The following is a 25,384-nucleotide window of genomic DNA, read 5'->3' as shown; positions in this document are numbered from 1 at the left end:
TATGCTTCATTTCAACGAGGTTCTAATGAACATGTAAATGGAATAGTTAGGCGACTTTATAAAAAAGGATTTGATTTTTCTTCTTTAAATGATAAAGAAATTCAAAAATTAGAAGACAATATTAATAATATGCCTAGAGAAATATTTAACTGAGAAAGTGCAAAAAATCAATTAATAAAAGAAGAAAATAATTTATTTATTTAATAAAAATATGTTTTTTATTAAAAAAGCCGTAAAAGGGTGTGTTTTTTTTATTGCTTTTTTTATAAATATTTTGTTTATTTAATAAAAAATTGTAAAATAAAAGCACAAACACAAAAGTGTTGCGCTTGAATGTTTATTTTAGGAAAAATAACCGCTATAAAAGCGGTTATTTTTTTTGTTTTATTAAATTAATTAATTAAAATAAATAGATGATAAAAATTAAAAAAGAATAATCAAATTAAAATTTAATAAAAACACTTTTTAACACAATATATCGAAGAAAGATAAAATATATTGTGAGGTCTATGCTGAGCATAGAATGGTACGCCCTAGAGGATTTGAACCTCTGACCCAATGGTTAAAAGCCATTTGCTCTACCTGCTGAGCTAAGGGCGCAAAATAATGGTGCTCGAAACTGGACTTGAACCAGCACAGTATTGCTACCGAGGGATTTTAAGTCCCTTGCGTCTACCAATTTCGCCATTCGAGCAATAGCGCTTATTTATTATAACAAAAAAAATAAATTTTAAAATATTTTTTTTATTTTTTTTTGTTTTTTAAAAGTGTTATAATTTTTAAATGAATTTTCAGCAAATATTTACTTTTCAAAAAGAATTAGATAAAAAATTTACAAAATCTATAAATTCACCTTCTGAATTTGAAAATTGATATTTAAAAATAACATTAGCAATTATAGTTGAAATAGCAGAATTTGCTAATGAAATACAATCATTTAAATATTGAAAAAAAAATAAAGAAATAAAAAAAGATAAATTATTAGAAGAATGGGTTGATATTATTCATTTTTTAAGTTCATTAGCAATTGATCAAAAATTAGAACCAATAATTTTTAAAAAAGTTGTAAGCAATGATTTAAATTTTCAATTAAGTTCATTATTTTCAAGTGCCGTTAAATTAAAAGATGAAGTAAATAAAGAAAATTTGCTCAAAACATTTGAAAAGGTTTTAGGTTTTTTAGACTTATTAAATATAACTGAAGATGAATTAATTTCTGCTTATTTTAAAAAAGCAGAAATAAATTTAAAAAGAATAGAAGCAAAATATTAATTTTATAGTATAATATATAGGAAATTGTGGTCTCGTAGCTCAGCAGGATAGAGCACAAGCCTTCTAAGCTTGTTGTCAGAGGTTCGAATCCTCTCGGGATCGCCATTTTTTTTATAACTTTTTTTGATAATAATTGAAAAATAAAAATATAAGTGCATTTTATTTAATTTTTTACACTTATATTTTTTTTATTTAAAAGTTTTCTAAATTAATTATTAGAAAATTATTTAATAATTAATTTAAATACTAAAAATGAAATTTTAATTAATGTATATGCAATTTGTTTGCTTAGTGTTTTAATTTCATTTTTCTTTGTTGTTATTTTATATAAATTATAAAAATCTTTTTGATTATTAAATACAAAATTTTGTTGTGATTCAAGATTTTTTATTTCAATATTTTTATAAATTAATTTAGATACTTGAAAAACAAGTTTTAAAAAAAGTAATTTTGAGTTATTATCTAAAATGTTTATTTTAGTAATGAAATTATCATTGATCTTTTTAACTGTTTTCAATTCTTCAAATTTTGTTTTATTTTGCTTTACTTCATTAGTTAAAACTTGTTGTTTTTCTTTAAATTTTTGATAAATATTTTTAGCGAATGCAGGTAAATATTTAATTTTAGATAATATATTTTTAATTTTGTTATTATCATCCGCATTTTCTAATTCATTAATTTGGCTATTAAGATTTTCTACTTCGGTAGCATTTAATTCAATATTATCATCCGCTTCATCATCAACAAGATCATTATTTTCATCATTTATTTCTTCAACTGTGTCTTTATTTGTTAAATTATTATCATCATCGCTTGGTGGAGTATTAGTGTTATCTTCATTATTTGTTAAATCTTTTTGTTTGCTATTATCATCATTGTCATTAATTGGTTTATTCGGGGTTTGATTATTTTCATTGTTAGAGCACGCTATTATTAAAGCGGGACTAGCTAAAATAATTGGCGATAGCAAAAATATATTTTTTTTCATTTTTTCATTATATGTTTTTTTTTTTTTTTTGGTAAAAATTGATAAAAAAAATAATTTTTGGTCAAAAAACGTCTAAAATTTACTTAATTTTTAACTTTTTTTAAAAAACCAGCTGTTAACTGGTTTTTTATTTTACAAATTTAATTAAAATTTTTATTTTTATTCATTTTTAAAATATAAATCATTAATTTCTGAAGCTAAAATTGATGCTTTAGATCCGAAAATAGCTTGAGTTGAAGTTCCTTTTTGGATAAAGCCACTAGCGCCTAATTCTTTAAAAACTTCTTTATTAATTATTTTTTCATCCACTACTTCTATTCTTAATCTAGTAGCACAAGCTAAAACACTTTTAATATTTTCGATTCCACCATATGCATCAATTAATTTTTTTAAAAATAAATTTTCTTCTTTAAGTTTTTTATATTCATTTTTATTAATTAAAATAATTTCTTCTTCACTTCTTCCAGGAGTTTTTAAATTGAATTTTTTAATTACAAAATAAAAAGCAAAAAATGAAATAACAGCAAAAATAAGAGAAAAAATTATTGCTCATCAAAAATTAGTTCCTTTTTGGTAAGGAACAATTCCAAAAATAATATAATCAATAAAACCACGAGCAAATCCTACACCTATATGAGAATTTGTAAGTTTCATAAACATATAAGCAAATCCGCTTAATGGAACATAAAATAAATAATAAAACATTGGTGCTACAAATAAAAATGAAAATTCTAATGGTTCAGTTATCCCTGTTAAGAAAGCTACAAACATTGATGATCCGACTATTGCTGCAACTTTTTTACGATTTTTAGGATAAGCTGCTAAAATCATAGCTAGTCCTAAACCTTGAACAGCGCCTAAATAAATAGGATAATCTTGTATAAACCTTCCGCTATGAACATTCATATGTTTAGCCATTCATTCAAATACAGGTAATGATGCACCTGTATTATTAGTTGGCAATTTATTAACGGATAATGAATTAAGGAAATTTCAAATATTATGATCTCCTTCAATAGTTTGTTTATCTTTAAAAGCATCTAATAATACTTTAATTTCTTGAGTATTATTTACCCCTAATTCATTAACAACTTTAATAATTTCATTTTTTTCTAAACTACCACCTAGTTTAGTTTGTCATGCGATGGCAATAATAATGTGATGAAGACCTAAAGGCATTAAACTTCTTCCTAAAATCCCATAAATTAATCCATCAATTCCACCAGGACTTTTAGTAGCTAATTTACCAATTTCGGCAATTACAATACCTAATAATGGTCAAACTAATAAAAAGATAATTGAACTAAAAGCAGCTATAGGTATTAAAATCATTGGAACAATTTTAATACCTGAAAAAAAACCTAGGTAATAAGGTAATTGAATATTACTTCATCTATTCATAACAAAAACAACAATTGCACCAATTATTATTCCACCAAAAATAGATGTTTGTAATGAATCAATCCCTAATTGCTTACCAACAATGAATTTATCAGTTGCATTTTTATAAATGTAAAAAATATCTTTAAATTCTACTTTTGTTTCTTTTGTGCCATCATCAAAAATTCTACCTGTTTCCACTTTTTCATAATGAATAAAAACAGATTGAACTGATAAAAAGACTAAATAAGTTATTATAAACATAAATGTTGCATAAATTCGGTTTTTTTGCGTAAAAGAAATTACAACCGATGCCCCAAATAAAGTAGGTAAATTAGCAAAAACAACTTCAGAAATTCCTTTTAAAAATTTTGAAAATTCTAATGCTGAATTACTCGAACTATTTGCACCTATAGCACCACCAATCCCTAAAAATAATCCTGCAATTGGTAAAATTGCAATTGGAAGCATAAATGCTTGTGATAACTTTGTTAAAAATGAACGTGATTTATTTTTAAAATCTAAAATTTTAAATTTTTTAAAAATATCTAATTCCTCCTTTTTACATAAAATATTTGGTTATTTCAAAATAACCTAAAATAATTTTTGGACAAAAAAAAAAAAAAACATTTTTTAAAAAAAATTAAAAAAAATGCTTTTCTTTTTTGTAAAAAATTAAAATTTTTTTCATTATTTTTGATCATAAAAATATATATATTGAAAAAATTAGTGTATTTTCATCACTTATTTTTTTACACTTTTAAGTTATTTTTTTAACTTATAAAAAAAATGTACAAATCAAAAAAAATGACTTGCACAAAATTTATTATTTATTTTTACTTATAGATTTATTTATCAAAAGATCAACTTAAATTAAATTCATTAATAGAATTAGTTTCATCAGCTATATCTGTTGTATATCAACCGCCTCAATTTGTCCCTGAATAAATAACTTTTAAATAATCATTATTATAATGAGATCTAATGATTCTATAGTTTTCATTTATAAATTTCCTTTGTCTTCTGCCTCTTACTGAAAAAAATCATTTTTCTGTATCGATTCAAACATTGCTTAAAGGTTTTTTAACTCAACTAATTCAATTTCAGCCAGTTATAGAACTAGTGTTATTATTTTTAAGAACATAAACTTCTCCATTATCTTCTACAGAAAAAATTGCCTCAGACTTAAAATCATAGAAAAATTTATATGGTTTAGATTTTCCAGGGTTTGATCAACCACTTAATAAAGGTGAATAAATTTCTCCATTATCATCAACTCACTCTAATTTAATTTCAGAAAAATGAGTTAAAGCTGCTTTTGGTGTTAAAAATGAAAAATCTGTTTTATTATTTGCAATTTCAAGAAATAACTCTTCATATTCACTAGTTAATGCTCCTTCGGCAATTAAATATAGAGATTGATCTGTGGAATTTTTTCTTTTATAAATTCCGCTTTTATTATTTGGGAAAATTAATGAAGATATTCTATATCTATAATTAGTTGATTTTTTATTTTGTAAATTATTATTTTTATCCATCAGCACTAAAAATCATTTTTGTTCTAAATTATTATTTGTTGCAACATGCGACATTAATTTATAAACACCAGCAACTGAAGTTTTTATAGCAGTTAAAGAATATGATAAATCATTATCACTAGTTTTATTCATAACTATTCTTTCTTGGGTATCGTAATGAAAAATAAAATTCGGTCTATCATTTTCATTATTTTTATTTTCTTTTAATATTTCATTTTTTTCAGCTGCATTAGTAAATGAAATAGGAATATTAGGTTTATTATAACCATATAAATAAAATACTTCTCCTATTTCATTGGTTAAATGAATTTTAAAATTTTGATGTCCCATATTATAACTAGGACTAAATAAAGGAATTTTAGTTATATCATATTGATTAGTTTCTTTAAAAATACATTTATCAAATGGTAAATCAATATTAATTTCATTAGTTTTTAATTCATTTATTTGATTTTTTCATTCAAGACAAGCAAATGCATAAGAAGCTGAAGTTCCTTCACTAACATCGGCGACATTTGCCATTTGTGGAACTGGTAATCTAAATGGTGCCACAGCTTGTGGTGTTCATGGATTTGGATTAGCATGAGTAGGTAGTTCTACATAATGTTCATTTAATATTTCAGGCTCATGAATTCTTGTTGTTTCAACTACCCTTCCTGTGGGGTGGTGAACATGAGTAGGATCGATAGGAACAGCATCTACTCTTCATGCAGATCTAATTGAAGTTCCTAATACTGGTCCATCTGAGAATCATTCTCTTTGATATGAAAAAGATGTTCTAAGAGCGTTAAGCCCCATTCTAGCCATATCATAATCACCAGATTCATAAGTAACACGATCTGTTCTAATGATATCAATTAAATTTTCACCTGTTCCTCTAGCATTATAGAAATGATCATCAGCTCTAACTTCATATAAATAAGCTTCTCGAGGATGTTGAGGAACATAAGCTCTTAGTCAACTACCAAAAAATCTTATAGCAGCTGTTGGTGTATCTGAAAAAGATACAAAATAACTTTGTTCAAAGTTAGTAGAAACTATATGTTCAAAGAAATTTCTCACATTTCCAAGATTTTTAAATCCTTCTTTAAAAACCACATTTGGCGATCTTGTATCGATTCTATATATAAATTTAGGTGGATTTTGGTAACTTAAAGTTGGAATTTTGTTTTTAGAACTTTTTAAAGTTCCAGTTATTTGTTTTAAAATATTTTTTTTCATTTTTCTCCTTTTTTTTATTTTTGGAGACATATTCTAACAAATTTTTTTATAAAAAAAAATTTTTTAAAAAAAATCCCAAATATGATTTTTATTTTTAATCATATCTAGGATTTTTAAAATTGAAAAATTTATAATTATTTTCTAATTCCAAGTTTTTCAATAGTTGCTTTATAAGAATCAAAATTTTTATTTTTTAGATAACTTAAAAGTTTTTTACGTTTATTAACTTTAGCTATAAAACCACGTTTTGAGTGTTTATCTTTTTTATTATTTACAAAATGTGGTTTTAATTTTTCAATATCTTCAGTTAAAATTGCTATTTGAACTTCGATTTTACCAGTGTTTTTTTCATTTCCACCGAATTCAATAGTTAATTCTTTTTTACGTTCTTTTGAAATCATATTGATTTTTTAAATCTCCTTTTTATTATTAAAACCTAGCATAAACTCGAACACTGTTTAAACCAAGTAAAAATTTTTTCTATTATAACATATTTTAATTATAAACAACAGCATAATTATAAAATTATAGTAGTTCCGAAAATTCAAGCAGTTCCAATAATACAAAAAGTTAAACCTAAAATTATTGGTAATGAATATTTAACAACTTGTGATCAAGGTAAAAACATTCCTGTTTCTTCATATTTTATAATTTTTGTTTTTGGAATTCTATTATCTAATCTATATTGTTCAATTTGATTTTGTTTATATAAATTTCTTTTTCTTACTGCTATTGGATGAAGTGCAATAATGCTAATTCCTAAAATTATTAACAATATGCCGATAAGTATAAGTGCTCATTGTGGCAAGAAATTTATTTTTTTAGAAACTATCGGAGCAACCTGTGAAATTTGTCTATCACTAAAATTTTTTAAAAAAAACATATATGAAATTATAACAAAAAGTTTATAATTTAAAATATCATAAAAAAACACATATTAAAAAGAGGTAAAAATGATTAATGTTAACGAATTTAAACCAGGTATAACTTTCCAAGAAAATGGTGATATTTTCACTGTTTTAGAATCTCAACATTCTAAACAGGGAAGAGGGCAAGCAACAGTTAAAGCTAAAGTTAAAAACTTAAGAACTGGAGCAGTTACAAATAAATCTTTCACAGGAGGAACTAGAGTAGCAAAAGCCCATATTGAAAAAGTTGGAATGAATTTTCTTTATAACGATGGCGATGGAATAGTTTTAATGGATGAAAATACATATGAACAAATAACTATTCCAAATAAAAAAGTTGAATGAGAAATGAATTTTCTTAAAGATGGTCAAAAAGTAATGGTAAGAAAATTTCAAGATGAAATTTTAGATATTGAACTTCCAATAAATATTGAGCTTAAAGTTATAGAAGCTCCTGAAGCTACAAGGGGAAATACAGCTACAAATCCTCACAAAAGAATTAAATTAGAAACAGGATTTGAAATTGATGCTCCTATGTTTATAAAAGAAAATGAAGTTATTGTTGTTTCAACCGAAACTGGTAAATATGTAAGTAGAGCAAACAAATAGATGAATTATATTATTGTAAATTATGGTCTAAATGAATCATATTTAGTTCATAAGCAAGCTTTTTTACAATCAGTTAAGTTAGTTTTTGAAAAAAATAAAGATGTTTCATTAGATAGTGAAATAAATATTACATTTAACAATGAAAATTCAAACATTATGATTGAAGCTGCCTATTCGATTTTAAATTCAAAACAGAAATTTAGTGAAATAACTGATATTTTGCTAAATTCAATTAAAGAAGTGATAAAATTTTTAATAGGTGTTGAACCTGATAATATATGTCTCCAATACAATGGTGTTAAAAAAAATAAATAAAAAAAAAAGAGGTAAAAATGAAATTTGATAAATATTTAGATTTATTAGCAATAAACACTTTAAAAATTAATGGTTTATCCGCTATAAATAATGCTAATTCTGGACATTCTGGAATTGTTTTAAGTGCTGCGACAATTATGCATACACTTTTTTCTAGACACTTAGTTTTTAATCCAAAATCACCAAGATGAATCAACCGTGATCGTTTTATTTTATCAGCTGGACATGGATCAGCTCTATTATATTCACAACTAAGAATTTTAAATCTTATTTCGCAAGAAGATTTAGAAAATTTTAGACAATTAGGTTCTAAAACACCAGGTCATCCAGAATTTGGACACACTTTAGGTGTGGAAGCTACTACAGGACCTTTAGGACAAGGGGTTGCTAATGCTGTAGGATTAGCTTTAGCTGAAAGTCATTTAAATTCAAAATTCCCTGAAATTAATCATTATACTTATGTTTTAGTTGGTGATGGTGATTTACAAGAAGGAGTTGCTAATGAAGCATTATCTTTTGCAGGAAGACAACAATTAAATAAATTAATTGTTTTACATGATTCAAATAAAATTCAATTAGATTCACAAGTAAGTGATGTTTTTGATGAAGATTTAAGATTGAAAATGGAAGCATTAGGATTTGATTATCAAATTGTTCCAAATAAAGTTTCAAAAATTTCTAAAGCAATTGCAAAAGCTAAAAAATCTAAACGTCCATCTTTTATTGAAGTTAAAACTATTATTGGTGAAGGAACTTCAAAAGCTAATACAACTGATATTCATGGTGTACCTTTAGGTGAAGAATTAGAATTATTAAAAGAAAAATTAAATTGATCATTCGATAACTTCCATGTACCAGTAGAAGTAAGTGATTATTATCATCAAGCTTTAGAAGAAAGAGTAGCGGAAGCTGAAAATAAATTTTTAGTAAGCGAAAATTTAAAAGAATTTTTAAGAAATTCATTTAATGCTATTGAAATTGATTTAGATTTAAATAAAAACGATTCAACAAGAAATTATTCTGGAAAAATTGTTGAATATTTAGGACAAAAAGCACCTCATTGAATTGGTGGTTCAGCTGATTTATCAGTTTCAACAAAAGTTAAAGGGGCAGATGGTGATTTTTGCCCTACAAATAGAACAGGGAGAAATATTCTTTTTGGTGTTAGAGAATTTGCAATGGCAGGAATTGCTAATGGTATAGCTTTACACTCAACTTTAAAACCTTTTGTTTCTACATTCTTTGTTTTTTCTGATTATTTAAAACCAGCTATTAGACTTTCAGCGCTAATGGGATTACCTGTTACATATGTCTTTAGTCATGATTCTGTTTTTGTGGGAGAAGATGGACCTACTCATCAACCAATTGAACAATTAGCAATGCTTCGTTCAATCCCTGGTATTAAAGTTTTAAGGCCAGCTGATGAAACTGAAACTAAAGCCGCTTTTGAATTAGCTATTAATTCAAAAAGAAAACCACATGTTATTGTTACAACTAGACAAAACATAAAATCATTAGATGAAACATGTAAAAAAGAATTTAGATTAGGAAGTTACTTTGTTAATAAAACCGATTCTCCTTATGCTTTAATTGCGACAGGAAGTGAATTAGCTTCTGCTTTAAGAGTTGGTAAAAGATTAAACTTAAATGTTATTTCCGCATCTAACTGAGATGAGAAAATGTTATGAAATCCAAATTACAGTATTTCATTTGAAGCTGGAACTACATTTGGGTGAGAAAAATTAGCTCGTTGCAACGTAGGAATTAATACTTTTGGATTATCAGCACCAGGTGAAAGTGTATATAAACACTTTAAACTTGATTATTTATCAATGAAAGAATTTGTTTTAAATAAATTTCATTTAGTTGATGAAAATCTTGAAGAAGATCTTGAATTAATTGAAGATGATAGTTTTGAAACTATTGAAATAGAGGAAGAAGAATTATTATCTGATTTAGAAGTGCAAGAAAATGAAATTCAAGAACCAATGCTTGAAACTATTGAAGTTGAAGATTTAAGTTATATAGATGATTCAAGTAATGAAGTAGAAGAAAGCTACAATGAAAATGAAATACTTAATGATACAATTATTTCTGAAACAATAGAAGAAATGATTGAACAACCAACAGAAGAATTTTTTGTGCCTGAAACAATGGAAGAAGAAATAGTTGAAGAAGTAACTTTAGAACCTACAATGGAAGAACCGGTTGTAGAAGAATTTCCAATGGTAGAAGAAGTAGCGATAGAAGAACCGATTGTAGAAGAAGTTATTATTACTCCTAAACAAGAGAGTGCAATTTGCGGTAAAAATTCTGATTGCCAATTAAAACAAGTTGAGCACCACCATCATTTAATGAAAGAAGAAAAACAATCTAATGCAAATTATGTATGTTTTAATGATGCCTGTGTAGATGTAGCTGCAAGCAATGAGAAATCAAGAAATAAAGAAAAATAAAATTTCAAAATTTTCACTTAAAAATTTTGAAAAATATTATAAATTCTCAATTTATGATATAACAATTAGCTCTATATTTTTAGCAATTTATTTGGGGCTAATTTTTTTATTAAAACTTACAATCTTTCAATCTAAACTTAACTTACAATTTGATTATATTTTTTATATTATATTTGGAATTATTTTAGGTCCAATTAAAGGAAGTATACTAGCAATAGCAGCAGATACTTTAAATCTTATAATTAAAGGAATAATTTTTTTCTGAATGTGAGAATATGCAATTATTCCGCCAATTATTGTAATAATTAGCTGATTATTTATGTTTTTTTATCATGAAAAAAGTAAATTAAGTTTATCGATTTTATTAGTTACAATAATTGCTGCAAGTGCTTTTTTACTTATTATTTTCCTTTTTGAAATAAACAAACCTAAAAGTAATTCATTTATTCAAAACAATCAATTTGATAAAACAATTAGATATTTTTTCAATAAATTTAATGTTACTATTTTCCTTTCTAGTTTTTTAGTTATTTTTTTTATATTTATAACAATTAATACTATTTTATGATTTTTAACTAAAAAGAATATTTATTATTTATTAATTTTTTCTACTTCTTTATTATTTATTATTGTTGTTTTAGCGCGTTGAATTTGAGGGCCAATAGCATTTATTAAATACTATAATTTATTCATAGCTCAAAACACTAAAAATAAAACAATATTTTCAATAGAAGATAGATATTATTTTTATTTCGCTCCAATAGTTTTAAAGGGTATTATTTCAATCCCTATTTATAATCTGTTTTTAATATCAGTATTACCAATAATTTTAAGATACAATAATAATTATCAAAAAATAAAATCAACTACTTGATATTAAAAAACAAATAAAAAAAATCAGCCAATTAATTGCGGCAGATTTTTTTTATTTTAAATTTTTAACTTTTCTAAGTCAGGTCAAATCCCTAAGGAAGAACATTCAATTCCAGTATGTATCATAATAGTAGCTGAAGCTTGACAATTTTCATCAATTGTTTTATTATATTGTGCAACAATATTTTTAGCGACTAAGGCCATTTCTTTATTATTTGAATTCATAAATTTAAAATTATAATTTTCAATATTTTCTTGACCTTTGATAAAATTAATTAATTTTTCACTTACTTTTTTAAATGAACCTTTAATTGTTTTTTTAACCCCACTAAAACTAATGCCATTTTGATTAACTTTTAAAATAACAATCAGTCCAAAAGTGCTTAAAATATATTTTTTAAGTCCTTTTATTCTTCCGCCTCTAATTAAATTCGTTAAATCTTTTATTACTAAATAATTAATTGAATTATCAGAAACATATTTTGCTATTTCAATAATTTTTTCTAATGTATGTCCTTGATCTCTCTTTTTTATTAAAAAATTTCCTAATTCAATAACTTGATCAGCAAAAAAATGATTATCAATCATTATAAATTTATCATTATATTTTTTAGCTATAATTGATACAGTTTGAAAAGTTGAAGATAATGAAGATGATGTTAAAAATACTAAAACATTTTCATACTTATTCGCCATTTCTTCTAAAAGATTTTCGATATTTTCGATAGATGGTAAAGAAGTATGAATATCTTTGTTATTGGCGATTAAATCAACAAGTTCTTTTTTAGAAACTTGATGTCCATTATCTAAATATTGTTTATCATTAATTGAAAATTGAAGAGGTAAAAAACCAAAATTATGCTTTTCTACTTCAGCTTGTGATAAGCCACAAAACGAATCAACTATAATACCTAATTTTTTCATAATTAGTTATTATAAACTATTTTTTATAATTATATACACATTTTATTTTTTTTAAAATTGAAGGCAAAGTTTTGAAAAAATCAATTTCAAAAATAATAAAAATATTATTTTCAACACAAATATTATTTAGTGTTTCAAGAAAAATGATTAATTCTGTATTAGAGTTTAAATTTTTAGTTAACTCTTCAGAAATGATTAAAAATGAAGGATTTATTTCAGCTATATAGTTATAAATTAAATTTCCAAATTTTTCTAAATATATTCCTCATTTATTAAAATTTTTTGTTTTTTTTAATTCCGTATATTGAAATGAAAAATTTTCAAAATTTTCAATTTTAATTGCTATATTTGGACCATCATTATTTAAATTATTATATTTTTTTAAAAAAATATCATCATCTATAATTAAAAAATCATTTCCATTTATTTCGTTTTTTTTATTAATTAAAGAAAATTGATATTCTTTTTTTAATTTGTTTATTAAATAAGATTTATTCTCTAATCGATCAAATGAATTTATTAAAATTTTCGATGTGGTTTGTTTATTTTCTGAAAAAATATAAGCAAAATTTAATTCTTTATTTTCATTTTCCTTTAATAATTGAGCATAATTATATATGTTATTTTTATAAATATCTATTTGATTAATATTTTTTCTTAAAAACTCGTCATCTAAAACGAAAAATTTGTTATTTTCAATAGATTTATTAATAGAAAATTCTACTTTAATTTCTAAATCTTGTAAATTTGTATTGCTTTTTTCGAAAATAAAAGCAAAGTTTTCGAAAAAATAATAATTTTTATATTTTTTCATTTTTTTAATTAAATATGTTTTTAAAAATTGTAATTTTTTTTCTATATTTGATGAAAAAATAAAAATTAATAAATTATTTTCATAAATAATTTTAAATTTTGATAATCTAAAAAATATTTCTTTTTCTGAAATATCTTCAATTATTTTTTCTACATCTTTTTTGTTAAATAATTTATTTTTTGGTTTAAAAATTAAAAATAAATTATTTTTTTTAATAAAATTTATACTTTTAAAATCATAAATTTTATTATCGTTTTTAATTCAATTAATTTTTTTGTTCTTAATTAAAACGTTTTTATTTCTGTATATAATCAAAAATTCATCATTTTTAGAACTAAATAAAAAAACATATTTATTATTTGGAAAGTTTTTAAATGATAATTTTATTTTTTTAATATTAAAGTCTTCTAAATTTTTTAAAAAAATTTGTTTATCTTTTTTTATTAATAAATCGCTAAAATCATTAAAAGTAATTCATTCACCATTACTTAGTTTTGGAATAGAATTAAAAACTTTATTAGCTATATGGTAAAAATTAGAATCGAAAATCCTCAATCTTTTGTTTGATAAATCCAAAACAAGGGGAATAATGACAGAATTACTTTGTGAATTTTTCTTTTGAAAAATGTAAATTTTAAAAATAACAAAAATAATTGAACTTATAACTAATAAAAATAAAATGAAAAATATTATTATAAAAATTTTATCCATATTAAACAATCTTTTCTAATGATTTATGATCTTTTTTAATTTTTTTAATATCATTTATATCTTTAAAAGATATTACAGCAATATCACTTTCAATAGCTAAAACAGTTCCACAACCGAAAGTAAGATGATTAACTAAATCTCCAGCGGATAAATTATTTGTATTTTCAATAGTCGAATATGATAATTTTCCATTTTTATCAAACTGAGTAAATGTTTGTAATTTGAAAGATTTTATATCTAATTCTTTAACAAATCTAGATGTTTTGTAAATGCTATTTTTTTTATCATCTAAAAAGTTTCTACTTGAATTAGAAATAAATAATCTTTCTTTAGCCCTTGTAATACCAACATATGCCAATCTTCTTTCTTCTTCGATTGCATCAGGATTATCTAATGCTTTTCTATTAGGTAAAATTCCTTCTGACATTCCTACTAAAAACACATTATCAAATTCTAAACCTTTTGAGTTATGAATGGTCATTAAATTAATAGATGTTGAAACATCACTTGAATTTAAATCTGTAAGCATTGAAATATCTGATAAATAATCTGATAAATTTTTTGTTGGATTTTGTTTTTCTCAATTTCTAATAGATTGTAAAAGCATTTCGTATGTTTCTTTAGATTCTTTTATTTCAAAAAGATTTTGTGAAGGATTATTAAAAGTTGAAAAATAATTTATGGCTTTTAAAAATTTATCAATAACAACTGAAATTTTTTGATTTTGTTTAATTAGCATTTTAGCTCTATTTACTTTATCTAAAAAAGAATGAAGCTCTAATTTAACACTTTTTTGTAATTCAAGATCTTTATTTTCAGCATTAAAAACTCTAAAATATTCAATTAAGGTATCAAAAAGACTTAAATTTCTTTTTTTAGCATAATTATTCATTTTTTGGATTGATCTTAAACCAATTTTTCTTGATGGGACATTTATAATTCTTGTTAAAGCTATAGTTGAGCCATTATCTATCACTTTTAAATATGCAATTACATCTTTAACAATTTTTTTTTCATAAAATTTTTGTTGACCTAAAATTTTAAAAGGGATATTTTCTTTAATAAATTGTTCTTCAAAATAACGAGAATAAAAATTAGAACGATATAAAACAGCTATATTTTTTAATTGTGATTTTTTCTTTTTAAGTTCATTTATTTTACCAACAACTCACCTTACTTCGCTTTCGATATTAAGTCCTTGATAAAATTCAATATCTTCAGAATGTTCTTTATCAGTAAATAAATCATTATCTACTTTTATTTTGTTGTTTTTAATTAATTTATTAGCTGAATTTAAAATGTTTTTAGTAGAACGATAATTTTGAGCAAGTTTAATAGTATGAACATTTTTTATTTTTTTATGAAAATCATTAATTAATTTAGCATCAGCACCACGTCAGGAATATATTGTTTGATTAGGATCGCCCACAACTGTTACTTTATTATTATCAGAAATTAAATGTTCAATAATTTGTAATTGAATAATTGAAGTATCTTGAAATTCATCAATTAAAATATGACTATATCTATTTTTTCATTTATTAGCAATATTGGGAAAGTTTTCAAATATTTTAAGCGTATATAACATTAAATCATCAAAATCTAAAACTTTAATTTTTTTTAACTCTAGTTCATAATGTTTATATATTTCATAAATCATTAATTCTTTTTCGGTTAAATTTTCACTATTTATATTTTCAGGAAATTTTTGTAAATTTTTTCATTTAGAGATTGTTTCTAGTGCACTTGAATAACTTATATCTTTAAAGTTGTAATTCAATTTTTGGTAAATAGATTCTAGAATAATTTTTTGATCAGTTGTATCTAAAATGTCGAAATTTGAATTAAAATCTTCAAGAATTTTAATTTCTCTTCTTAAAACTAAATTACAAAATGAATGAAAAGTAGCAATTAATGGTCTTGTATTTTTTTCAAATAAATTAACAAGTCCTTCAACTCTTTCGCTCATTTCATTAGCCGCTTTATTAGTAAATGTTACAGCTAATATTTTTTGCGGGCTAGTAATTTTGCTTTCTATTAAATAAGCAATTTTTCTTGTTAAAACACTTGTTTTTCCACTTCCTGCACCAGCTATAATTCTTAAGTGTCCTTTATTATAAACAACAGCTTTTTTTTGATTTTCATTCAAATCTTTTATTAAAGGGTTTAATTTTTCGTCCATTTTTTCTCCTTTTTAATTCATTATTTCAATAGATTCTCAATTTAATTCTTTAGGTTTTAAACTTTCTGAAATTTCATTTTTAAATTCAAATTTATTTTTATAAACAGTTTGAGTTTGGGAAAAAATATCAATTATACTTAATCGATTTTTTTTAAAAATAGTTAATGTAATAACATAATTACTAAAAACAAAAAAGTTACTAATAATAAAAATTAACCTTAAAACTACTTTAATTTTTAGCGACAAATTCTCAATGTTTTCAATTTTTTTTGTTAATAATTCTTTGTTTTTTGAAAAACTTTTAAATTCTTCTGGATTTATAAAAATAAGAAATAGCAAAATTATGAATATTCAATTTAATGAATAAAAAATTTCTTTTTTTATAATATTTTTTAAATTAATTTTTTTAGTATTTCCGTTTAAATTTACAACTTGTAATTTTGTAATTATTTTTCCAATAGTTTTTCCTTTTGAAAAAAATAAAGGAATAATCAAGTGTAAAAATAAAATAATTGATATTTCAAATAAAAATCATAAATAATAAAAAATATTAAAAATAGGATCTACTTTATCATTTTGAAAATCAAATTTAAAAAAAACTAAAAAAGTTATTAAAAAAGTTATAAAAATAAAAATAAAAATATCAATAACGCCTGATAAAAATCTTATTTTATAACTAGCTTTTAAATACTTTTTCAATTTTTTACAACTTTCTAGTTAATGTTTGTCATTTATTTGGCGCTAAATCTTTAGATATGATGTTTGTTTCTCATTCATTTTCCAAAAAATATTTATTTATTGAAATATTTATTGAAAATTCGTTAATTCTAATAGTTTTAAGATTTTCATAATATTTCATGGTTGAAATAGGGATTGGTGTTTTAAAAATTAATCTTTTTATTTTGTTATGTGATTGCGAACTAAGTAACAAAGGAACAAAAAGAGCTAGTGTGTAAATTTTATTAAATTGAATTTCATATATGAATTCAGGATTATTATTTTTAACGTAATTTTCAATATTATTTCAATCTTTGATTAAAGCATTTGGATTTGTAATTATGCTTTTATTATTTCATTCACTAATTAAAACATGATGAATATAAACAAAATTTTTTAAATTTAAAATTATTTTATAAATTAAATCGATTCAAATTTTTTGGTTAGATGGGTTAGTGATTTGGATTTTATTTTTAATTTCTATAAATTTAGTTCTGTTAAAAAATTTATTAAAAAATACTGGCAAAATATAAGCTAAAACATTTTTGTTTTCACTAATTTTTAAAATTTTTTTCTCTTCAATTCTTTGTCTTAGATCAAAATCTAAGTAACCTTTATATGAAAGACGAAATTCTAATAAATCAACAGAAAATTGTGTTGAATATTTAATAAACATCTCAACAAAGTTAGTTTCAATTTTCGCCCCAGCAGAAACAAAAACAAAATATTCGCCTTTAGCCATTGAAAGCATTTTATAAAAATCATTAAAAAATATTTGTCTTTTATCGTTGATAATAATTTTTAATTTTTTCATCATTGAAGTTTTGTAAAAGTGTAAAATCTCTAATTCTTCAGCGCTAGGTGAGTTAATAACTAATATAATTTCAAAATTTTTTGATGTTTGTTTAGAAAGAGAATCTAACAAATTATGAATTTCATTTTTTTGTTTATATACAGAAAGTAAAATAGATAATTTCATTTTCCCCTTAAAAATTTAAGTTTTTAAATTATTTGGTGTTCTAGGAAATGGTATTGTATCTCTGATGTTATCAATTCCTGTTATAAACATAATTAATCTTTCAAAACCTAAACCAAAACCTGAACTGCCAGCATTTCCAAATCTTCTAAGATCGAGATATCATTGCATTTCTTCTTGAGAAATATTTAATTCATTAATTCTTTTTTCTAATTTTTTATAGTCATTTTCTCTTTGAGAACCACCAATTAATTCACCAATACCTGGTACTAGCATATCAAAAGATGCTACAGTTTCTTTATCTTCATTTTCAAACATATAAAATGCTTTTATATTTTTAGGATAATTAACAACAAAAACCGGTGTTTTAAAAACAACTTCGGCTAAATATCTTTCATGTTCGGTAGCTAAATCAGTTCCAAATTTAATATCTTTTTCTTCAAATTGTTCTTTTACTTCATTTAAAATTTTGATAGCATCTCTATATTCGATTATATTTACCTTTGAATCTACAAAATTATTAAGTTTTTGAATTATTCCAGGGCTTGTTGTGCTATCTAAAAAAATAAATTCAAATTTATTAATTTCTAAAGTATTTTTTATAACTTTTTTTAACATTTCATCAGCTAACTCAATTACTTGTTTAAGATCATAAAAAGCAACTTCTGGTTCAACCATTCAAAATTCTGCTGCATGTTTTTTGGTGTGTGAGTTTTCAGCTCTAAAAATTGGTGCAAAAGTATAAACTTTTTTCATTCCAGTTGCATATGCTTCAGCGTGTAGTTGTCCTGTTACTCCTAATTTTGCAGTTTTCCCAAAAAATTTTTTTTCACTTTCATCATCAATCACAAACATTTCACCAGAACCTTCACCATCATTTGAAGTGATTATTGGAGCAGCTAAATTTATAAATCCTTTACTATTGAAAAAATTATGAATTTGTAATGTAAGAGTTGAACGAATTAACATTATTGTTTTAATAATTTTTGTTCTATGTCTTAGATGTGGGATATCTCTTAAAAACTCCATTGATATTTCTTTTTTTTGAATAGGAAAATCTTCATCAGTATTTTTTAAAATATTAAAATTTTTAGCTTCAAGCTCAAGATTTTGATTTAAATTTTTTGATTTTGTTAAAATACCTTCAATCATAACAGCTGCACCTAATCTAGTTTTATCGACAATTTCTAAATCAATATCGCCATTTTTTAAAACTATTTGTAAATTTTCAACTGTTGATCCATCATTTAAATCTAAAAATTTTATTTTTAAATTACCTCTTAAATTTGTCACTCAACCTTTAATTTGAATGTTTTTTCCTTCAAATAAATGTGCTTCTGAAATTATTTTTTTTATCGAAAACATATTCACCTATCCTTCTATTATTATTTATTTTAAATTTTACTATATTTTTAGCTTTTTAATATTCTAAAAATAAACATTTATATTTTTTAATTTTAAAAAAATTGATTTAATATAAATATTTATTTTTATTAAAAATTATTAATAATATATATAATTATTTAATTATTTTTTTACCAAAAATAAATATAATATTAAAATATAATTTTGTTTTTTAAAATAATAAAAAAATTAAAAATAAATTTAAGAAATTAGGAATAAAACAAATATGAAATTTAAAAAAAATTTTAATTATGAATTTAGTGATTACAACGATAATTTTTTAGTAACTTTAAAAAAGCGTCCAATTAAAATTTTAATGATTTTTATTAGTGCTTTTTTATTTGCGTTTGCTATTAATATTATTTTAGCTAAATCAAAAACAATCCCAACAGGTTTAACTTCACTCCCAACAATTATTGTTTATATCGTCCCAGAAACAAAACCATATTTTGGTCTTATGTTTTTCGGTTTCAACATCCCTTTAATAATAATTTTTTGAAATAAAATAAAAAAGAAAATAATTTACCTTTCAATTTTATGAATTTTTTTTCAAAACATTTTTAATTTAATTTTTACACTAATTCCTGAGTTAACAAACTGATTAAATGATCATTTTTCAGTTTCAAAAGAATTTGATGAAATGGGGGTAGATGAAGCGCTTAGGCAAAATAAAAATATTTGACCAATTATTTACTATACATTTATAGGTTCTACAATAGTCGGCCTTTCATTAGGTATAGCTTGAAAACAAGGTGCTACAAGCGGTGGAACCGATTTTATAAGTTATTATTATTCAAGAAAAAAACAAAAATCAGTGAATAAAGTAATAATGTTAATAAGTTTATTAATATTTGTTTTTTCATTTATATTATTAATAATTTTTACTAAAATTGACTTAGGTGATACAAAAATTTATAAATTTTTTGGGATTCAAGCCTTTTCTACAATAACATATATTTTTGTAAATAGTTATTTTTTAAACATTATTTATCCTAAATATAAAAAAGTTGAAATAGATATTTACACAACAGAACCTGTAAAAATAATTGATTATTTCAAAAAAATCAACTATTGACATTCATATAATTTATGAACTGGGTTTTCAGGATATACAGGAAAAAAAATCTATAAAATTAAAACTATTTGTTTGTATTTAGAATCTAATTGACTTCTTTCTGAAATTTATAAAATAGATTCAAAAATTTGAGTATCTTTTAAAAATATTCAAAAAATAAAAGGTAACTTTAACACTTCAAGAGTGGACTAAAATGGCTATTGCGATTATTGCGGAATACAACCCTTTTCATTTTGGGCATAAATATCAACTAGATTATGTAAAAAAACACTTTCCTAATGATGAAATAATTGTTATTTTATCTGGTAATTATGTTCAAAGGGGAGAAATTGCGATTAAAAGTTTTGAAGAAAGAAAAAATATAGCACTAAAATTTGGAGCAAATAAAGTAATTGAATTACCTTTTGAATATGCAACTCAAGCTGCTCATATTTTTGCTCAAGGAGCAATTAAAATTATTTATCAAAATAAAATTGATAAACTTATTTTTGGAAGTGAAAGTAATGATGTAGATTCTTTATTTGAAATAGCTAATATAATAAAACATCAAAATCAAGAATATAAAAAAAAATTAAAATTTTATTTAAAACAAGGATTTTCATTCCCTAAATCTAATTATGAAGCATTAAAAGAATTAACAAATAAAGAAATAATACTACCTAATGATATTTTAGCTTTAGAATATGTAAAACAAATAGTTGAAAATAATTATCCAATTAAAGTTTACAGTCACAAAAGAACTATAGAATATAACAGTGATGAAATAAATGGTATTTATACTTCAGCTTCTAATATTAGAAAAATGGTTTGAAATAATCAAGATGTTTCTAAGTTTGGTCCAATGGATTTTACAACTATTTCAAATAAAATAGAAAGTTATTACAAAGATTTTCAAACAATAATTAGAAATACATCAAAAGAAAAACTAGCTTCTAATAAAATGATTTCTGAAGGAATGGAAAATCTTTTTATTAAAAACATAGATTCTAAAACATATGAAGAATTTGTTGATAAATGCACTTCTAAAAGATATACTTCTTCAAGAATTAAAAGAGTTATTTTATATTTATTATTAAATAAAGGTTATCCAAAAAATTAAAATAAGGAGAAAACAAATGTTATTAAAAGATAAATTTTTAATTGTTTTTTTAACAATTATAACTTTAGGGTTAATTTGAATATACTGAAGCAAATTAAAAAATAAAACACCAAATAATGAGCTTTCTAGCGAAAATAAATCATCAATAAAACTAAGTGAATTATTTGATTCTATCGGTGGAAAGTCAAATATTTTAAAAGTAGAAAACACACATAAAAAAGTTAAAATATTTTTAAATGACATTTCACTTGTGGATAAAAATAAAATTAGTAAAATCAAAGAAATTTCAGGCTTAGTTTTATCAAATAATTCTATTACATTAATAACCGGCAATAATGCTAGTTACTTAAAAAATGAAATTGAAAAATTAATATAATATCTTTTGAATAGGTGGTAAAATGCAAGATAATTTTCAAATTAAAAAAGAAAAAAAGAAAAAATATAAAAAAATTCTTGATAATCTTCATAAATTCGATAAATTAGATACTTCACTAAAAACAAAAATTAACAACACTAGTTTTTTTGATTTATCTAAAATTTTAGATGAAAAAAGTATAGAGTCAATTTATGCAAGAGAAAATTTTAAAGTATCTTTAAATAATAAAGAATTAGATAATCTTTTAAAAGATTTAAAAATTACTAAAAATTTTGATGAAGTTGTTTATGTTTTTAGAAAAAGAAACGAAGCTTTAAATGAAAAAATTCAAGAGCAACTTGTAGTAAATTTTAGTGATACAGTAAGAAATCTTTGTTCATATATTGAAGATAAAATAAATAAAAATAATAATAAATGAAAGAAATTTCATGCTCAAGCTAAATCATTAAACGCAGAAAGAAATATTTGACCTATGCAAATAGGGGTTTTATTCGTTTCATGCTTAGTTGATAACAAAGAAATTTTTGCGCCACTTTTTTTTAAAGAAGTTAATATTGAAATTAATAACGGGCAAGCTGAATTATTTTCAAATGGTGATTTAAAAATTAACGAAAAATTACGTTGATTTTTAGAAAAAAAAGATTATCTTTTTGATTTAGATTTTGATATTTCTCAGCTTAGTTTAAAAAAATTAGAAGAAAACTTAAAAACAATTTGATCAAATTACAACATTAAAACATTTAAAGGCGCACTAATTGATGCAAATTCCGAAATATTATATGATTCAAATTTAAATTTTTATTCTGGTATGGTTTTAGGTAATTTCAATTCATTTAATAATCATCAAAGAAAAATTATGGAACAAATTATTGAAAATGATGAATTTGATGAACTTTTAGAAGTTGAACTTGATAAAAGAATTTATAAAAATCGTGTAAATAATTTTTTAGTAGATGATAATTTAAATTTAGTAAAAATTAATAAAACTAATTTTTCACAAGACAAAGCAACTATTTCTGCATTAAATCAAAATACAATAATTTGAGGTCCTCCAGGAACTGGAAAAAGTCAAACAATTTCTAATATAATGGCTAATATTATTTTTTATAATAAAAAAGCACTTATTACTTCACAAAAAAAGGCAGCTTTAGATATTTTAAGATCTAGAATGGGTGAATTATCTATTTTTTGTTTGTTTGTTTTAAATGATAAAACAATGAAAAAAACAAAATTTTATGAATCAATAATGAAACTAATTGACAAATTAGAAAATTTTTCTCAAACTAAAAAGCCAGAATTATTAAAAATAATTTATGACGATGAAAAAAAACATGTTGATTTATTAAGTAAAATAAAAACTAATATTAATTTTGAAAAAGATTTAAAAACATTTTCATTTTTAAAAAATAAAAAAAGTGATTTATCACAAAGAACAATTGAACTTCTTTATGAATTAAGTAAAAATATTCATCTTAATCCGACTAAATCATCAAAAAAAATAAAAGAATTTAAATTTGAATTGTTAGAATGTTTAAAAAATAAAAAATTATCTAAATTTAAAAAATTATTTTATAAATTTAGTAAAGATATTAATAGAGATGCTAATATTATTTTTGAAGATTTTTCAAACTATAATGGATTAATAAGTGAATTAACAGATAAAATCGTTGACATTGAAAAAGAAAAATTATTAAATATTAATGATTTTTATAATCACATTTTTACAAAAAATAAAATAGATATAACTGATGAGAAAACAATTGTTAATTATACTATTTACAATTTATTTAAGAAAATTCAAGATTTTATTCAAAATAAAGAAAATAAAAAATTATATGATCGTTTTAGATATGCAGCCAAAAATGGATGAAGAAATCCATATAATTTCATTTCAGATCACTACACTATTATTAAATTATTATTCCCAATTATCATAACTTCAGTTGAAACAGAATTAACAAAATGAAATAAAAATGAATTTGACTATGTTATTTTAGATGAAGCATCACAAATTTTTATTGAAAAAGCTATTCCAATGTTATATCTTGGAAAAATAAAAGTTTTTGCAGGTGATGATAAACAAATGCAACCATCAAGTTGATTTTCAACTCGTAGTAATGAAGAAGATATTGAATTAGGAGATACTGATTCGATTTTAGATTTTGCAGTAAATAAAGGTGTTTATTCGATTTTACTAGATAAAAATTATCGTTCAAATTATGCTTCATTAATGACTTTTTCTTCTAAGCATTTTTATAAATCAAAATTAGATGTAATTGACACTTATAAAAAAAATAAAGAAAATCCTATCGAAGTTTATAATATTGATGGAAAATGGGAAAAATCAATTAATTTAAAAGAAGCAGAACTTATTGTTGAATTAGCTCAAAAAAACTTAAATAAATATCCGAAAATTATATTACTCGCTTTTAATAGAGCGCAAATAGATTTAATTGAAAACATCATATTTAATAAATATCCAGATTTAGAAAAAGCTATAAATAATGAGCAAATATTGTTAAAAAATATTGAAAATATTCAGGGTGATGAAGCTGATTTACTTTTAATTAGTGTTGTTTATGATAATACAACTATTTTATCTTCTACATATGTTTGCCGTCGTGGTGGGGAAAATGCACTAAATGTTGCAATTTCAAGAGCTAAAAGTAAAATAATAGTAATTAAATCTATTGAAGCTGATTCGGTTAATACAATTAATGAGAGCAATGATTTTAGAACATTTAAAAATTGACTTTCATTTTTAGAATTAACTAATAGCGAAAAATTAAATTATTTATCTTTAGAAAGTGAAAAAAATAATACATTAAATTCTTACACTGATATTGAAAATGAATTTAGATTAAACGTAATTGAAAAAATTGAATCTCTTGAAATTTTTAATATAAATAATTTAAAAATTGAAAAAAACTATATTATTGGAAGTAAAAAAATTGATTTAGCTATTTTGAATTCCAATAATTTATTTATAATGGGAATTGTATTAAATCATTTTTATAGTTATAATAACTATGAAGAATATATTATTTTTAACGATAATATTAAATTTTTAAAATCTAAAAAATATTCTATTCATGAATTAAGTGAAATAAATTGAATTTTAAATGAAGAAAAAAATATTAGTAAAATAGAAGCAAAAATTCATAAAAAATTAAATGACTTAATTAACTAATTAAAACAAAAAAATAATAATATAAGAAATCTAAATTTTAAAATTATATTTAAAATTTAGATCCTAAAATAAACATTCAAGCGCAACACTTTTGTGTTTGTGCTTTTATTTTACAATTTTTTATTAAATAAACAAAATATTTATAAAAAAAGCAATAAAAAAAACACACCCTTTTACGGCTTTTTTAATAAAAAACATATTTTTATTAAATAAATAAATTATTTTCTTCTTTTATTAATTGATTTTTTGCACTTTCTCAGTTAAATATTTCTCTAGGCATATTATTAATATTGTCTTCTAATTTTTGAATTTCTTTATCATTTAAAGAAGAGAAATCAAATCCTTTTTTATAAAGT

20 protein-coding genes, 3 tRNA genes and 1 pseudogene are annotated in these 25,384 nt (G+C 22.4%); 11 read left to right on the top strand and 13 right to left on the bottom strand.

The window, feature by feature from the left end; translation table 4 throughout:
• Positions 1 to 204: pseudogene (locus T403_RS04495) on the top strand (IS30 family transposase); the annotation flags it as partial.
• Positions 205 to 524: 320 nt separating this feature from the next.
• Here T403_RS04495 and T403_RS0103020 read toward each other — a convergent pair.
• Both T403_RS0103020 and T403_RS0103015 read right to left on the bottom strand, forming a co-directional pair.
• A tRNA-Lys gene (locus T403_RS0103020) sits at positions 525 to 600 on the bottom strand.
• 7 nt (positions 601 to 607) lie between these two features.
• A tRNA-Leu gene (locus T403_RS0103015) sits at positions 608 to 694 on the bottom strand.
• Positions 695 to 783: 89 nt separating this feature from the next.
• Between T403_RS0103015 and T403_RS0103010 the strand changes: the two genes are divergently transcribed.
• Together T403_RS0103010 and T403_RS0103005 are read left to right on the top strand one after the other, a co-directional pair.
• Positions 784 to 1,272: a dUTP diphosphatase gene (locus T403_RS0103010; RefSeq protein WP_033161342.1), complete on the top strand. Its 489-nt coding sequence runs from the start codon at positions 784 to 786 to the stop codon at positions 1,270 to 1,272.
• Positions 1,273 to 1,300: 28 nt separating this feature from the next.
• Positions 1,301 to 1,377 (top strand) — tRNA-Arg (locus T403_RS0103005).
• Between the two features lie 118 nt (positions 1,378 to 1,495).
• On the opposite strand, the gene T403_RS0103000 is transcribed toward T403_RS0103005, so the two are convergent.
• The 5 genes from T403_RS0103000 to T403_RS04265 form a co-directional block, all read right to left on the bottom strand.
• Positions 1,496 to 2,260, bottom strand: a complete 765-nt coding sequence (locus tag T403_RS0103000) for a hypothetical protein (protein WP_033161341.1) — start codon at positions 2,258 to 2,260, stop codon at positions 1,496 to 1,498.
• A 159-nt stretch (positions 2,261 to 2,419) separates the two neighbouring features.
• Positions 2,420 to 4,111 (bottom strand): PTS transporter subunit EIIC, encoded by a 1,692-nt coding sequence (locus tag T403_RS0102995; RefSeq protein ID WP_051619129.1) that lies wholly within the window; start codon positions 4,109 to 4,111, stop codon positions 2,420 to 2,422.
• Between the two features lie 377 nt (positions 4,112 to 4,488).
• A complete protein-coding gene (locus tag T403_RS0102990) occupies positions 4,489 to 6,399 on the bottom strand; it encodes a hypothetical protein (RefSeq protein ID WP_051619127.1) in 1,911 nt (636 codons plus the stop codon).
• 134 nt (positions 6,400 to 6,533) lie between these two features.
• The gene (rpsO, locus tag T403_RS0102985) at positions 6,534 to 6,800 is read right to left on the bottom strand and encodes a 30S ribosomal protein S15 (RefSeq protein ID WP_033161339.1); all 267 of its coding nucleotides are present in this window, start codon (positions 6,798 to 6,800) and stop codon (positions 6,534 to 6,536) included.
• 116 nt (positions 6,801 to 6,916) lie between these two features.
• Positions 6,917 to 7,282 carry a hypothetical protein gene (locus T403_RS04265; protein WP_156933557.1) on the bottom strand — a complete coding sequence of 122 codons (366 nt, stop codon included), beginning with the start codon at positions 7,280 to 7,282 and terminating at the stop codon, positions 6,917 to 6,919.
• Positions 7,283 to 7,352: 70 nt separating this feature from the next.
• Here T403_RS04265 and efp point away from each other — a divergent pair, with 70 nt between their 5' ends.
• Genes efp through T403_RS0102960 form a run of 4 tightly spaced genes read left to right on the top strand, consistent with a single transcriptional unit; the run spans position 7,353 to position 11,567 of the window.
• Positions 7,353 to 7,916, top strand: coding sequence for an elongation factor P (gene efp, locus T403_RS0102975; protein WP_033161338.1), 564 nt, complete (start codon positions 7,353 to 7,355; stop codon positions 7,914 to 7,916).
• Positions 7,917 to 8,231 carry an MMB_0454 family protein gene (locus tag T403_RS0102970; protein ID WP_033161337.1) on the top strand — a complete coding sequence of 105 codons (315 nt, stop codon included), beginning with the start codon at positions 7,917 to 7,919 and terminating at the stop codon, positions 8,229 to 8,231.
• 17 nt (positions 8,232 to 8,248) lie between these two features.
• The gene (locus T403_RS0102965) at positions 8,249 to 10,687 is read left to right on the top strand and encodes a transketolase (protein WP_211246933.1); all 2,439 of its coding nucleotides are present in this window, start codon (positions 8,249 to 8,251) and stop codon (positions 10,685 to 10,687) included.
• A complete protein-coding gene (locus T403_RS0102960; protein WP_033161336.1) occupies positions 10,659 to 11,567 on the top strand; it encodes an ECF transporter S component in 909 nt (302 codons plus the stop codon). The genes T403_RS0102965 and T403_RS0102960 overlap by 29 nt, the downstream gene beginning before the upstream one ends.
• Positions 11,568 to 11,617: 50 nt before the next feature.
• Here the strand turns inward: T403_RS0102960 and T403_RS0102955 are convergent, their stop codons facing one another.
• From T403_RS0102955 to asnS, 6 genes are read right to left on the bottom strand one after another with little or no spacing between them, the layout of a single operon-like run.
• Positions 11,618 to 12,484, bottom strand: a complete 867-nt coding sequence (locus T403_RS0102955) for a DegV family protein (protein WP_033161335.1) — start codon at positions 12,482 to 12,484, stop codon at positions 11,618 to 11,620.
• Positions 12,485 to 12,500: 16 nt separating this feature from the next.
• Positions 12,501 to 14,009 (bottom strand): MHO_4530 family protein, encoded by a 1,509-nt coding sequence (locus T403_RS0102950; protein WP_156933556.1) that lies wholly within the window; start codon positions 14,007 to 14,009, stop codon positions 12,501 to 12,503.
• Between the two features lies 1 nt (position 14,010).
• Positions 14,011 to 16,191 carry an ATP-dependent helicase gene (locus tag T403_RS0102945; protein WP_033161333.1) on the bottom strand — a complete coding sequence of 727 codons (2,181 nt, stop codon included), beginning with the start codon at positions 16,189 to 16,191 and terminating at the stop codon, positions 14,011 to 14,013.
• Between the two features lie 12 nt (positions 16,192 to 16,203).
• The gene (locus T403_RS0102940) at positions 16,204 to 16,890 is read right to left on the bottom strand and encodes an RDD family protein (RefSeq protein WP_033161332.1); all 687 of its coding nucleotides are present in this window, start codon (positions 16,888 to 16,890) and stop codon (positions 16,204 to 16,206) included.
• Positions 16,891 to 16,894: 4 nt separating this feature from the next.
• Positions 16,895 to 17,887 (bottom strand): glycosyltransferase family 2 protein, encoded by a 993-nt coding sequence (locus tag T403_RS0102935; protein WP_033161331.1) that lies wholly within the window; start codon positions 17,885 to 17,887, stop codon positions 16,895 to 16,897.
• A gap of 15 nt (positions 17,888 to 17,902) precedes the next feature.
• On the bottom strand, positions 17,903 to 19,249 hold the full coding sequence (gene asnS / locus T403_RS0102930; RefSeq protein WP_156933555.1) for an asparagine--tRNA ligase: 1,347 nt from the start codon (positions 19,247 to 19,249) through the stop codon (positions 17,903 to 17,905).
• A gap of 265 nt (positions 19,250 to 19,514) precedes the next feature.
• Here asnS and T403_RS0102925 point away from each other — a divergent pair, with 265 nt between their 5' ends.
• The 4 genes from T403_RS0102925 to T403_RS0102910 are packed head-to-tail and all read left to right on the top strand — an operon-like array spanning position 19,515 to position 25,028.
• The gene (locus tag T403_RS0102925; protein ID WP_033161329.1) at positions 19,515 to 20,555 is read left to right on the top strand and encodes a YitT family protein; all 1,041 of its coding nucleotides are present in this window, start codon (positions 19,515 to 19,517) and stop codon (positions 20,553 to 20,555) included.
• Between the two features lies 1 nt (position 20,556).
• Positions 20,557 to 21,462, top strand: a complete 906-nt coding sequence (locus T403_RS0102920) for a nucleotidyltransferase (protein WP_033161328.1) — start codon at positions 20,557 to 20,559, stop codon at positions 21,460 to 21,462.
• Positions 21,463 to 21,478: 16 nt separating this feature from the next.
• Positions 21,479 to 21,838 carry a PTS sugar transporter subunit IIB gene (locus tag T403_RS0102915; protein WP_033161327.1) on the top strand — a complete coding sequence of 120 codons (360 nt, stop codon included), beginning with the start codon at positions 21,479 to 21,481 and terminating at the stop codon, positions 21,836 to 21,838.
• 22 nt (positions 21,839 to 21,860) lie between these two features.
• Complete coding sequence (locus T403_RS0102910; protein ID WP_051619123.1) at positions 21,861 to 25,028, top strand: AAA domain-containing protein; 3,168 nt, start codon at positions 21,861 to 21,863, stop codon at positions 25,026 to 25,028.
• Positions 25,029 to 25,384 lie beyond the last annotated feature (356 nt).

This window comes from Mycoplasma collis ATCC 35278 (assembly GCF_000701825.1).
Taxonomy (GTDB): domain Bacteria; phylum Bacillota_I; class Bacilli_A; order Mycoplasmatales; family Metamycoplasmataceae; genus Mesomycoplasma_A; species Mesomycoplasma_A collis.
The sequence above is the reverse complement of the archived record's forward strand: the minus strand, read 5'-3'. Positions and strand labels throughout refer to the sequence as shown.